The sequence below is a fragment of the Bacillus sp. HMSC036E02 genome (assembly GCF_001836235.1).
GTDB lineage: Bacteria > Bacillota > Bacilli > Bacillales > Bacillaceae_G > Bacillus_A > Bacillus_A cereus.
Window position 1 is genome coordinate 343,378 of record NZ_KV827816.1, and the last position, 12,892, is coordinate 356,269.

A 12,892-nucleotide genomic window follows, 5' to 3' on the forward strand; every position below is an offset into this window, starting at 1 on the left:
GTGAGTACTACACCATCTATTGTATATAATAGGCGATGTTCGGTCAACCACATCGCCTATTATAATTATAAACATTTTGCGTCAAATTCCTACTGAATGTCAATAATAGCGGTTTCGCCCTTCTTAACATTTCCATCTTTTTTCAATTCGACTTGTTGCCCTTGTTGTAAGTTTGTAAAGACAATTGGTGTAATGATAGATGGTGCATTTTCTTTTACAAATGCAAGATCTACTTTTAATAATGGTTGGCCTTGTTTCACCTTGTCGCCTTGTGCTACAAGCGCTTCAAAACCTTCACCATTTAATTTTACAGTATCAATACCGAAGTGGATTAAAATTTCTTTTCCGCCTTCAGATTGAATGCCAATCGCATGTTTTGTAGGGAATACATTGACAATCTCACCGTTCACTGGAGAAACTACTGTTCCTTCAGTTGGTTCAATTGCAAATCCGTCTCCCATCATTTTTCCTGAGAATACTTGGTCAGGTACTTCTGTAATTGGTAAGATTTTTCCTTCGATTGGTGATACAATTGTTTCATTTTCATCAACTTTTTGAGGAGTTTCTTCCACTTTTACAGGTTCTTCTTTTTCAACATGAGGTGTACGACCTGACATAATATCATGAATTTGTGATTTTAATGTGTCAGATTTCGGCCCGAAAATAGCTTGAATGTTATTTCCAACTTCAAGTACACCAGCTGCTCCAAGTTCTTTTAAGCGGTCTTTGTTTACATTCTTTTGTTCGTTAACTTGAACACGTAAACGAGTAATACAAGCATCTAAAGAAGCAATGTTTTCTTTACCACCAAGTGCTACTAATACTTCACGAGGAAGTTCGCCTGCTTCTGCTTTTCCTGCGCCGTCATTTGCATTTGCCACTTCACGACCAGGTGTTTTTAGATTCCATTTGCGAATTGCAAAGCGGAATCCGAAGTAGTAAATAACTGCTAGTACAAGACCAACAATAATTACCCACCACCATGCTGTACGGCCTGGTAATACACCGAATAATAGGAAGTCAATTAAACCACCAGAGAATGTCATACCAATTTTAACACCTAAAATTTGCATTGTCATAAATGATAGACCAGCAAATACAGCGTGAATTCCGAATAATACTGGCGCTACGAATAAGAATGAAAATTCAAGTGGCTCTGTAATACCTGTTAAGAAAGATGTTAATGCTGCAGAACCTAAAATACCTGCTGCTAATTTTTTATTTTCTGGACGTGCTTCATGGTACATTGCTAAAGCTGCTGCTGGAAGACCAAACATCATGAACGGATACTTACCAGTTGTAAATGTACCTGCTGTTAATTCTACACCGTCTTTTAACTGTGCCATAAAGATTTTTTGGTCACCACGGATTAATTCGCCAGCTGCATTTGTATACTGACCGAATTCGAACCAGAACGGTGAATAGAAAATGTGATGTAATCCAAATGGAATTAATGAACGTTCAATTAAACCGAATATAAATGCTGCGATTGTTCTATTTGCATCAATCATTTGATGTGAGAACGTGTTTAAGCCACCTTGAATGTATGGCCAAATGAAGCACATGATAATACCTACTATTAAAGAGAATGTTGCAGTTGCGATCGGTACGAAGCGCTTACCTGCAAAGAAACCTAAGTATGATGGTAATTCAATGTTGAAGTATTTATTATAGCAATATGCCGCTACTATACCGACGATAATACCACCAAATACTCCTGTTTGTAGCGTTGGAATACCTAATACGTTTGCATACGCTGGATCTGCAAATCCAATTTTTACTGGGTCTGCTCCAGAACTTGTTACTTTCACTAGCTTATCTACTTCTAAGAACACACTCATCGTTTTGTTCATAATTAAGTAGCCGACGAATGCTGCTAAACCAGCTACTCCGTCTCCACCAGCTAAACCAATTGCTACCCCAACTGCGAATAATAATGCAAGGTTAGCGAAAATAATATCACCAGATTGTTCCATAATTTTTGCAACCATTACGAACCAATCTGCTTTTAAAGCAGGAATAACATTTGTTAACTGTGGATTTTGAAATGCATTACCAAATCCAAGTAAAATACCTGCCGCCGGTAAAATCGCTACTGGAAGCATTAACGCTTTTCCGACTTTTTGAAGAACACCAAAGATCTTCTTAAACATGGAAACCCTTCCTCTCTTATCTATATTGATACCTTCCGACAAACGCCAAAAAGACATGAGGAAAAAAAGATAGAACGATAGCTATACAAAGGGTAGTATATCCCTTTCTCTAGCTTACATTCCTTACTTTTCTCCACTCATGCCTGATCGAATCAGTAACACGTGTCAAAAATAGGTTTACGTATAAGTTCACTATAATTAAGGCAAACGTTTTCGTTACTCACCTTAATGTGTTTGTCGAAATTTGTATAACTTTGCAATAGTTATTATACATAACTATTGTAAGCGATTCAATCATTTTTTTTAACGTTTTCATTTTAGACAAAAATATATGACTTTTTACACATGCTCTGCCTTCACTAAGCGTTGCAAGTGCATCGTTAAATAAATACTTTCAGCTTCATATACAGGTAGTTGCAACTCTTTTTGCATGACCTTAACTAGCTTCCAAGCCAAGTTATAGCAAACTGGATACTCCGCCTTTAATAAATCAGCAAAACTTTGCGATTCTTCTACTTTTTCTCCTTTTTTCACCCTCTCAATAGCATATTGAAGATGACGAATAAGGCGTAAATAATGAATGCTCTCTTGGTCTAATGTAATTTGTAAGTTTGTCTCAATTAAAGATACAAGTTGTGCAATGAGACGGGAGTTTTGATTAACTGAAGATAAATCAGAATTTGTAAGCGAACTGTAAATGTGAAGTGCAATAAAACCAATTTCTCCTTCTGGCAATGTAATTTGCAAACGAGAATTTAAAAGTTGTACAACACCTTCCGCAATTGCATATTCCTCTGGATAGAGCATTTTTGTTTCAACTAAAAAAGGGTTATCAATTGTAAGTCCTTGTTTTAACCTTTTAATCGCAAATGAAATATGATCCGTTAACGCAATATGAATATGTTCATTTAGTGGAGATTTCGCTTTTTCTTGAATGTACAGCATAATATCGTTCATCAATTCAATTAATTTTTCACTAATATGCGGCACTAATAATTTATATTGTTCACGATCACGTTCATTTTTTAAGACAAACATTTTTTCGATTTGTTCTTGCTCCAATACATCTTTCGCTTTTTTCCCAAATCCAATTCCTTTTCCAATCACTACTACTTCCTCGTGTTCAGGATGGCTAGCAATGATGACATTATTATTTAAAACTTTTTTAATTTCTAGATAATTATTCATATAACACCACCCTCGTACTTAAATAGCCTACTTTCATGTTACAGAATATTCTTCTTTGTCGTCAATGTAAAACATCTGCCATTTAATAAAAATTCATTTTTTAGACATGTTTATATATGATGCGTATAATGTAAGAGCAACTGTACATAGAAAGGAGATAACAGCATGATTAAAATGTTTGTAAGTGATATCGATGGTACAATGATGCAACACGGAGGTCTTATTGATGAACAAGATGTTGCGGCACTACGCAGCCTTGCCGAACAAAATGTTATTCTTTGCTTCGCTTCCGGAAGACTTGATAATGAAATTGCAGACTTAATGAAAGCTGTAAATACAAATTTTCATCGCATTAGTGTAAATGGTGTTTTTGTATATACACATGAAAATAAACAACTATTATCTGCAACTTTTGATTCCAGCATACTTCCCGATTTGTTAGCTATGACGAATGAAGATCCTTATTTCCGTTATGTAAGTGATGAGCATAATTATTACATTGAAGAGAAAACACCTTTTATTCAAGAACTTGAACAACAAGTAACTATGACTTCTGTTGAAGAACCAAACTTACTACAGAAGATTGATGATACAATTTTCCCAAATAAAATTTCTGTCGGTGGAACAAAGGAGAGCTTGCAACTCCTTCAGAAAAAAATTGATGAAAAATTCCACGGGAAAGTTAGTACTTTCATCTCAGCAGAACAATGTTTAGATGTAATGCCACCGAATGTTAGTAAAGGCTCTGCCATTTCTGTTTTATTAAATGAGTTTCAAATAAAACCTGAGGAAATTGCTTGTATAGGGGATTCTTACAATGATATTCCTATGTTTTCTTTAACTCCTCACAGTTTTGCTATGTCACAAGCAGATGATGCAGTAAAAAATCACGCTCACTATGTAGTAAATCACGTCAAAGATGCTGTTAACCACGTAATTGCTCATAATAAAAATACGACTCATTCCTTATAAGGATGAGTCGTATTTTTATTTCTTTACATGTTAACCATTTTCAATTCCACTGTACTTCACAAACTGAAATATACTATTTGTTACGTGCGATATTCGTAATAAATTTATAACGATCTCCACGATAAATACATTTCACGTACTCTAGCGGTACCTCACCTTCTGAATATGACCATTGACGCATTACAAGTACAGGCGCCTTTTTAGGAATATGCAGATGTTCAGCTTCATTTTCCGTCGCAACGGAAGCTTCAATTGACTGAGTAGCGCTAACAAGTTTAAAGCCCAGTTTTTTCTCTAAATGTTCATATAAAGATTGTTGCAATATCTCTTCGTTAATATCTTTTACAAGAGCTGGCGACAAATATGTCGTCTCAAAAGCAATCGGTTCATCATCAGCTAAGCGAATACGCCTCACTTCATAAACCGATTCCCCCTCCTGTATTCTCAACCGGTCTGCTATTTTCGCAGTAGCTGGAACTAGGCGGAAACTAAGTAATTGACTACTTGGGTTCATCCCACGAGAAATCATGTCTTCTGTGAATCCCGTCATTCCTTGCAATTTTTGTTCCACTTTCGGAAGTTGGACAAATGTTCCAATTCCACGCTTCCGATATAAATAGCCTTGTTCCACTAAATTATTAATCGCCTGTCTGATTGTCATTCGACTCACTTCGAACTTATCACAAAGTTCATTCTCAGATGGGATTTTATCTCCCGGCTTCCATTCGCCGTCCTCAATTAGCTGTTTCACCCACTCTTGAATCTGATAATAGATCGGAAATGGTGAATACTTGTCGATGTTCATCAGCAATCGCCTCACTGCATAAAGATAGAGCTTCTTGATCAGCGATTACGGTTACATTCGGATGACGTTGTAAAACTGTAGCCGGACACTCTTCACTATATTCACCTTGCAATAATTCTTTAACAGCTTCTGCCTTTTTAGAACCCATAGCAACTAGTAGAACTTGTTTCGCTTTCATAATGCTTCCAATTCCCATTGTAATCGCATGAGTTGGCACATCTTCTTCTTTTTCGAAGAAGCGAAGGTTTGCTTGGCGTGTAGATTCTGTTAATTCAACAATGTTTGTTGGAGAATTAAACGGTGTTCCTGGCTCATTAAATCCGATGTGACCGTTTTCACCGATTCCAAGAATCTGTAGGTCAACTGGGTTAGCAGCTAGAATGCTCTCGTAACGTTTGCACTCTTCCTCTAAATCACTTGCCATCCCGTTTGGTACATAAGTTTGTTTAAATGGAAGATAATCAAACAACTGTTCTTGCATGAAATAATGATAGCTGTTTTTATCTTCATGTGGTAAATTTACGTACTCATCTAAGTTTACAGTGGTTACACGGCTTGTATCAAGTTTATTTTTTCGCATTTCTGCATAAATACCTAATGGAGAGCTTCCTGTAGCCATTCCTAACGTTGGATTTTCTTTTGTTTTTACAACTTCTTCAATTAATTTATAACCTGCTTCTGCTAGTTCTTCTGGAGTTTTTACAACAAGAATATTCATTTAATTACTTCCCTTCCTTCATATGAATTCCTAAACGAACCGTATCATATACATGTAAATCTTCATTCATCACAACAAAGTCTGCATCTTTTCCTACCGCTAATGCACCTTTATTATTTAATCCAAACTCTTCTGCTTGGTTAACTGATGTCATCAGTACTGCATCTTCGATTGAACAACCTGTAAATTCAATTACATTTCGGAAAGCTTGATCCATTTTTAAAATACTACCAGCTAATGTTCCATCTTCTAATCGAGCACTACCATCTTTTACATGTACTGGCTGTCCGCCAAGCTCATATAATCCATCTTCAAGACCCTTTGCACGCATTGCGTCAGTGATAACACTTACTTTTTTTGGTCCTTTTAACTTATATGCTAATTTCACCATATCAGGGTGAATATGAATGCCATCTGTAATTACTTCAACCATTACATCTGGATTTAATAACACATGACCAACAACTCCTGGTTCACGGTGATGTAATCCACGCATTTGATTGTATAAATGTGTCGCATGTGTAATCTTTCTATTTTTTAGTTGCGCATCAATTGCATCTGTATGCCCCATTGTGCCAACTACACCAGTTTCAGCAAGATATTGTTCAAACTCTAACGCTCCCTCTTCTTCTGGTGCATACGTTACTAATTTAATTAAATTCCCACTTGCTTCTTGCCATTGTTTAAATTGCTCAATATTTGCAGGAACGATATGTTCAAGTGGTTGTGCACCTGCACGTTTCTTTGAAACATAAGGTCCTTCTAAGTGAATATATTCGAAATGCGCTCCTTTTTCTTTTGCTTCTTTTGCAGCAGTTAACGCTGCTTCAATTGCCTCTGGAGCTTGTGTCATTGTTGTTGGGAAGTAAGTTGTAACCCCTTCTTTTAACATTTCTTTACCTAGAGTTACTAACCCATCGCTATTTGCATCCATCGCATCAATATCGTATCCACCATGAATATGAACATCGATCATACCTGGAATTACAATCTTCCCTGTAGCATCAAAAACAGTTTCATTTTCTTGTGGTACATATTGAGCCATCAAACCAATTTCTTTAATGGTTTCTGCGTAACGAATAAATCCGTTTTCCACTATTTCTTGACCTGTGTAAATTTTGGCATTGATGACAATTTGCGTTTTCATTTTCATCGATCCTTTCCCATGAATTACCTACTTGTTATTATTACCTTATTCGCCTAGTTCCATCTTAATATACGCACGAGTAGTTGTCTATACATTCTAATGAAATTTCCTTTTTATTCAACAGAAAAGGAAATTTCTTACGTCTCTTATAATTATAATATATATTATTCATTTTTCCAAAAAGGGACAGTATCGCCCCCTAATCTAGAAATCACTTCAATAATGGCATTAACCCGCTAGATTCTAACATAATATGTTCACCATCTGTTTCCATTTCTACTGTACGTTTATTCGTTCTATATACCATTATACCGTGCCTTTTTAAGCGTTTCACTACACTTTGGTGAGGATGTCCATACGGATTACTACTCCCGTACGACAAAATAGCAAACTGCGGTTCCACTTTTTTTATAAACGTTTCACTTGTTGAAGTATATGAGCCGTGATGCCCCACTTTTAACACATCTGCATGGACATCAAATTGTTTTAATATTTCATGTTCTGTCCGTACATCCGCGTCACCCATTAATAAAAAATCCGCTTTTCCATATCGCACCTTTAAAACAATTGAGGATTCATTATTTTCATCTTTTGATTTCCCGTTGTTTAATACTTGTATAGAAACATGTGGATCCAGCGGTACATATTGTCCTTCCTTTACTGAAACGAAAGGTATCCCTCTTTTTTTAATATTATTCCGATACGTATGATAAGTAAGAGAACTATATGTTTTTCCGCTATCTAATATAAGCGATACCGGCATTTGCTCTACAATTGGAATTAACCCCCCTATGTGATCCATATCGGGATGCGTACTGACAATTACATCTAAATGATTAATCCCTTTCTCAATTAATTTCTGAATAATAACCTCTCCTGCTTCATAAGGTCCTCCATCAATTAACATTGTTTGTCCATTTGGCATTATAATAAGTGTTGCGTCACCTTGCCCCACTTTTAAAAAGCTCACTTTCATTTTACTAAGATGTTGCCGATGCATATGTAAAGGAGACGTAGTATGAATGGACATCATATACCTTTTAGCTGATGCGCTATTTAAAGAAAAACATAATAAAACAGAAACTAATAATAAAATAATCCGCATACCTCTCATAACTCGTCTCCTTTTTTCATTTAGTATGGCACTGTAAATAATTGATATACAAAAAAAGCTTAGCAAAATGCTAAGCTTTTATTTCGATATCTCTTGTAAGGAACCGAAGAATAAATCTGCTTCATTCATTTGTTCATTCTCTTCAGAAAGCAGTGGTAAATCATCTAATGTTTTCAATCCAAATGTGTCCAAAAATTCTTTTGTTGTTCCGTATAAAATAGGACGCCCTGGTCCTTCTGCTCTTCCCATTTCTTTTATAAGTAAATGTGAAACCAACGTTTGTAACGCCTTATCGGTTTTAACTCCTCTAATCTCTTCCATTTCAGTCCTTGTGATTGGTTGGCGATATGCAACAATCGCTAAAGTTTCGAGGGCAGCTTGTGAGAGTGAAGCAGCTGTTGGTGTATCTATTAATTTTTGATAATATGAAGCATGTTCTTTCTTTGTAGCAAAACGATATACTTTTGCATACTGTACAATTTGCAAACCACGGTTTGCACCTTCACATTCTTGTTGCATTTCTTCTAAAATATTAATTACTTCATTCATTTCAATTTCAAGAACTTTTGCTATTTGTTCTGGATAAATCCCTTCATCACCAGAAACAAATAAAAGGCCTTCAATAATTGACTTTTGTTCTTTCCTATCCATTTCACGAGCTCCTTCCTTCTATTTTCCCATAAAAATACACATCAAAAAACCGAATCACAATTAATGCGTTCGGTTCAATATTTTTTCTCTTGTTCCAAACGATACATTAAAACATAGCATGAGATAAAATGTTTCTATCCCATTTTCACATACTTGCTCTATGCAGATTTATTAGAGCTTGATACGAAAATTTCATCAAAATTATGTTCTTGCTCAATTATGATTTGTTGATTTTTCATAAGTTCCAGAACTGCTAAAAATGTTACAACCATTATTTCACGTTCATCATCAACAAACAAATCATAAAAACTTTGGCGACCACCCTTTATTTTTAATTGCTTTAAAATATCAGTCATTCGCTGTTCAATTGGTATTTCTTGACGAGTAATACGTGTTGTTACAGGTTTTTTTGCCTTTTTACGGCGCATTAATTTTTGAAATGCTGCTAGCATATCATATAACGTAACATCAAGAGGTAAGCTTGTCTCCTCTTCTTGTTGCAACGATGTAAAGTCAATTGGTGGACGTGTATATAGCTGTGCTCTTTCTTGTTCTCTTTCTTTTAACTCAGTAGCAACTTGCTTATATTTCTTATATTCAATTAACCTCTCCATCAATTCTTGACGAGGATCATCTATAAAATCATCACCGTTATCAAGTACATCTTCTTCATGTTTCGGCAACAACATCTTACTTTTAATTTGTAATAACGTTGCAGCCATTACTAAATACTCACTTGCAACATCTAATTGAAGTTCTTTCATCGTATGCACATAAGATAAATATTGCTCTGTAATATCTGCTACAGGAATATTATATATATCAATTTCATAACGATGTATTAAATGTAACAATAGATCTAACGGCCCTTCAAAAGCCTCTACTTTAAAATTATATTGCACAAAGCATCCCACCACATTTTTTCTATAACAACATAAGTATAGAGCATACTCATGTTCTATCCAACCTTTTTAAGAAATTTAATTAAAAATAGACCGATGCCTATGTCATCATGCCCACCACTTCATATGATAACAGTGTAGTAAGAACAATGTAGGAGGTCAAAAAACTATGGGTCACGTTGATTGTGGTTTTAGCGGTGGGTTCGCATTACTTGTTGTACTGTTTATTTTACTAATTATTGTAGGAGCAGCTTGCTTCTGCTAATATGAACAATAACGGCTAGGGGGAAACCTCCTAGTCGTTTATTGTTCATATTTCTATGATACACTTATATGTATAACCGTTAGATAGGAGCGAGAAAACATGTATCCTACCGAATACATACAATTTTTAATTCATTTCCATGGAGATTATGACTATTTTGAATGCCACGAAATACTAGAAGAGTATTGGAAAACAAAACCAAGAGGTAATCGTGATCATTACTTAGTTGGTCTCATTCAAATCGCAGTTTCTTTATACCACCAAAGACGTGCTAATTGGAATGGTTCCACAAAAATGATGAAAAGCGCAATCACAATTTTAGAAAAAAGCGGTGTGCCTTTACAACGTTTAGGAATTAATCAAGTACAACTTCTTTCCTTGCTCAATGAAAGATTGCAATCTATCCATAAAAAAGAACGTTTTGTACCTTTATTTTTACCCTTATCAGATTCATTGTTAGAGAAGCAGTGCATAGAGTTATGTCAAAAACAAAACCTCTCTTGGAAAGACTTGAATGCTATCCCAGGTGAATATATTATAAACAAGCACACTTTGCGTGATCGCACAGAGGTCATTACTGAACGAAACGAACAATTACAAAAAAGAAAGCAGAGATAATAAACTACTTATCTCTGCTTTCACGAATGTATATTTTGTTCTAGCCCTTTACATTTTTCGCAAAAACTTGCCGTTTGCTCATTCCCGCAAATTGTAAACTCAAGAAATTTACTCTTTAACTCTTGAACCATCTTCGTCCCAATCCCCACATGACGGTGAGACGGGTTCACACTCAAATGCTGAATTTCTAATACTTGATTCTCTTTTTTTACAATCCCCATTATTCCAACAAAATCTTCATTTTCTTTCCACAAATACAATTGCCAATCATCTTTTGCTTCATATTCTTTCATTGTCAATTGTAATGTTTTCACATCTTTTTCAGTTGGCATAAACGAAAGAAGCCCCATTGCAATTTTTTCATAACTTTTTTTAAAACGAATTAACATAACCCTTATCCCTTCTTACAAAAGTTACAAACTAGTAATCCCCTCAATCACTCTTTTCATATCACATTCATTTTACAATATTTTCAACAGAGTGAGAAGAGTCTAAAACAACTTGATAATCATACAAAGCGAAAAGAAGAAAGTCAAATCTATGTTTCAGCACTATTCCTTTAATAAATAGAGTTAAAAAAAGAAAATTTTATATGGAATGGAAAGAAACATATCATTCAACAGCACTTCATTCATAGTTACCCTAAAGCAGCACAATTCTAGCAAAATTAATATAACAAAAAATATTTATTGAAACATATAATGTAATGTATTCTATGTAATTTGTTAAAGGTTTGTTCTCACAAGCAATATATTTTAGCAACAGCACTACTTGGATGATGAGCTGTAGAAGAAGTACTCGATTTCATTAAAAATAAAAAAGAGAGCAAAGCTCTCTTTTTCCTTACCTTATTCTTCCCAAACTTTAACTTCTTTCATTACATCGCCTTGACGCATTTTTAATACTGTTTCAATACCGCTTGTTGCTTTACCAAATACAGTATGAACACCATCTAAATGCGGTTGTGGCTCATGAACGATAAAGAATTGGCTACCGCCTGTGTTACGGCCAGCGTGAGCCATAGAAAGTGATCCTACAAGGTGTCTATGAGGGTTTCCATCAGTTTCACATGGAATAGAGTAACCTGGGCCACCTGCACCTGTACCTGTTGGGTCTCCACCTTGGCTTACGAAGCCAGGAATAACACGGTGGAATGTCACACCATCATAAAATCCTTGCTCTGCTAATTTTTTAAAGTTTTCTACTGTTTTCGGTGCTTCTTCTGGGAAAAATTCCAAGTCGATTTTTTCACCGTTTTCCATTAATATGTATCCTAAAGTTTTCATGCGTATATGTCTCCTTTCAATTATCTCAGCACTATATTACCACATTCATGACTAGAAACAAAAAGAATCCGACAATCTAGATACTTCTTTTTTGAAATGTGGAAAAAGCTAGGTGACAAATAAGAAATATATACTATAATAACTTTGTTGCCCGAAAATTTTAGAAAGAGAAAGGGAGCGATTTTTCGTGAAAACGAAATTATTAGCTCTGCTATTAGCTGTAACGGTATTTATGATGCCAACAGCTTCATTTGCAGACATCATCGAGGGAGAATCAATTGTTACATTAGGAGAGAACTTATCCGAACAACAAAAACAAGATCTGTTAAAAGAAATGAAAGCACCAAAAGATGCTACAATTATCACTGTATCTAATGCGGAAGAACATAAATTTCTAGAAGGCATTGTTCCAAAAGCACAAATTGGTACGAGAGCAATTTCTTCTTCTATGATTACATACACAAAACCAGGATCTGGTCTTATTGTACGATCAAAGAACATTAACTGGGTAACAGATGCAATGTACACTAACGCTTTGATTACAGCAGGTGTAAAAGATGCAGAAATTCAAATTACTGCACCTTTTAAAGTTTCAGGAACTGCAGCTTTAACTGGATTAATGAAAGCATACGAAACTGCGTCCAATAAACAAATTCCTGAAGAAGTTAAAAAAGTAGCGAATGAAGAAATGGTACAAACAGCCCAGCTTGGTGATAAAATTGGTGAAGAAAAAGCAGTTCAACTTGTTGCAAAAATTAAAGAAGAAATTGCAAAAGAACAGCCAAAAACAACAGAAGATTTACGTTCATTAATTAAAAAAATTGCTGACCAACTCGGCATTACATTAACAGATGAACAGTTAGATAACTTAGTATCGTTATTTGATAAAATGAAGAATCTTAATATCGATTGGAATCAAGTTGGTAGTCAATTAAACAAAGCAAAAGAACATGTTTCTGCCTTTTTAGGATCTGAAGAAGGGCAAAGTTTTCTAGATAAAGTGAAAGATTTCTTCTCAAGTATCATTGATTTTGTTAAATCTTTATTCAAGTAAAAAAGAAGCCCGCCAATGA

14 protein-coding genes are annotated in these 12,892 nt (G+C 35.1%); 4 read left to right on the forward strand and 10 right to left on the reverse strand.

Features of this window, described 5'->3' with window-relative positions:
* Positions 1-89 precede the first annotated feature (89 nt).
* The gene (gene ptsG / locus HMPREF2590_RS06105; RefSeq protein WP_000473174.1) at positions 90-2,153 is read right to left on the reverse strand and encodes a PTS glucose transporter subunit IIABC; all 2,064 of its coding nucleotides are present in this window, start codon (positions 2,151-2,153) and stop codon (positions 90-92) included.
* 339 nt (positions 2,154-2,492) lie between these two features.
* The gene (gene glcT / locus HMPREF2590_RS06110; protein WP_001067317.1) at positions 2,493-3,341 is read right to left on the reverse strand and encodes a glucose PTS transporter transcription antiterminator GlcT; all 849 of its coding nucleotides are present in this window, start codon (positions 3,339-3,341) and stop codon (positions 2,493-2,495) included.
* A gap of 165 nt (positions 3,342-3,506) precedes the next feature.
* On the opposite strand from glcT, the gene HMPREF2590_RS06115 reads away from it, so the two are divergent.
* The gene (locus tag HMPREF2590_RS06115; protein WP_000594244.1) at positions 3,507-4,313 is read left to right on the forward strand and encodes a Cof-type HAD-IIB family hydrolase; all 807 of its coding nucleotides are present in this window, start codon (positions 3,507-3,509) and stop codon (positions 4,311-4,313) included.
* A 73-nt stretch (positions 4,314-4,386) separates the two neighbouring features.
* Here HMPREF2590_RS06115 and phnF read toward each other — a convergent pair whose 3' ends face one another.
* From phnF to scpA, 6 genes are all read right to left on the reverse strand, one after another.
* A complete protein-coding gene (gene phnF / locus HMPREF2590_RS06120) occupies positions 4,387-5,118 on the reverse strand; it encodes a phosphonate metabolism transcriptional regulator PhnF (protein WP_021727649.1) in 732 nt (243 codons plus the stop codon).
* The gene (gene nagB, locus HMPREF2590_RS06125; RefSeq protein WP_001024214.1) at positions 5,048-5,836 is read right to left on the reverse strand and encodes a glucosamine-6-phosphate deaminase; all 789 of its coding nucleotides are present in this window, start codon (positions 5,834-5,836) and stop codon (positions 5,048-5,050) included. Before nagB ends, phnF begins: the two co-directional genes overlap by 71 nt.
* A gap of 4 nt (positions 5,837-5,840) precedes the next feature.
* Entirely contained in the window at positions 5,841-6,983 is a 1,143-nt protein-coding gene (gene nagA / locus HMPREF2590_RS06130; RefSeq protein WP_001987227.1) for an N-acetylglucosamine-6-phosphate deacetylase, read from the reverse strand.
* A gap of 211 nt (positions 6,984-7,194) precedes the next feature.
* Positions 7,195-8,097: a ComEC/Rec2 family competence protein gene (locus HMPREF2590_RS06135; RefSeq protein ID WP_001214832.1), complete on the reverse strand. Its 903-nt coding sequence runs from the start codon at positions 8,095-8,097 to the stop codon at positions 7,195-7,197.
* A gap of 78 nt (positions 8,098-8,175) precedes the next feature.
* Entirely contained in the window at positions 8,176-8,748 is a 573-nt protein-coding gene (scpB, locus tag HMPREF2590_RS06140; protein WP_000375170.1) for a segregation/condensation protein ScpB, read from the reverse strand.
* Positions 8,749-8,906: 158 nt separating this feature from the next.
* Positions 8,907-9,650 carry a segregation/condensation protein A gene (gene scpA, locus HMPREF2590_RS06150; RefSeq protein WP_001199753.1) on the reverse strand — a complete coding sequence of 248 codons (744 nt, stop codon included), beginning with the start codon at positions 9,648-9,650 and terminating at the stop codon, positions 8,907-8,909.
* A 169-nt stretch (positions 9,651-9,819) separates the two neighbouring features.
* Between scpA and HMPREF2590_RS06155 the strand changes: the two genes are divergently transcribed.
* Together HMPREF2590_RS06155 and HMPREF2590_RS06160 are read left to right on the forward strand one after the other, a co-directional pair.
* Positions 9,820-9,915, forward strand: coding sequence for a YjcZ family sporulation protein (locus HMPREF2590_RS06155; protein WP_000510194.1), 96 nt, complete (start codon positions 9,820-9,822; stop codon positions 9,913-9,915).
* 99 nt (positions 9,916-10,014) lie between these two features.
* Positions 10,015-10,533 (forward strand): DUF309 domain-containing protein, encoded by a 519-nt coding sequence (locus HMPREF2590_RS06160; protein ID WP_000283595.1) that lies wholly within the window; start codon positions 10,015-10,017, stop codon positions 10,531-10,533.
* Positions 10,534-10,553: 20 nt separating this feature from the next.
* Here HMPREF2590_RS06160 and ribT read toward each other — a convergent pair whose 3' ends face one another.
* Together ribT and HMPREF2590_RS06170 are read right to left on the reverse strand one after the other, a co-directional pair.
* Positions 10,554-10,922, reverse strand: a complete 369-nt coding sequence (ribT, locus tag HMPREF2590_RS06165) for a GNAT family N-acetyltransferase RibT (protein ID WP_000908401.1) — start codon at positions 10,920-10,922, stop codon at positions 10,554-10,556.
* Between the two features lie 459 nt (positions 10,923-11,381).
* A complete protein-coding gene (locus HMPREF2590_RS06170) occupies positions 11,382-11,819 on the reverse strand; it encodes a peptidylprolyl isomerase (RefSeq protein ID WP_000853782.1) in 438 nt (145 codons plus the stop codon).
* A gap of 187 nt (positions 11,820-12,006) precedes the next feature.
* On the opposite strand from HMPREF2590_RS06170, the gene HMPREF2590_RS06175 reads away from it, so the two are divergent.
* Positions 12,007-12,873, forward strand: coding sequence for a DUF1002 domain-containing protein (locus HMPREF2590_RS06175; protein ID WP_000850515.1), 867 nt, complete (start codon positions 12,007-12,009; stop codon positions 12,871-12,873).
* Positions 12,874-12,892: the final 19 nt, after the last annotated feature.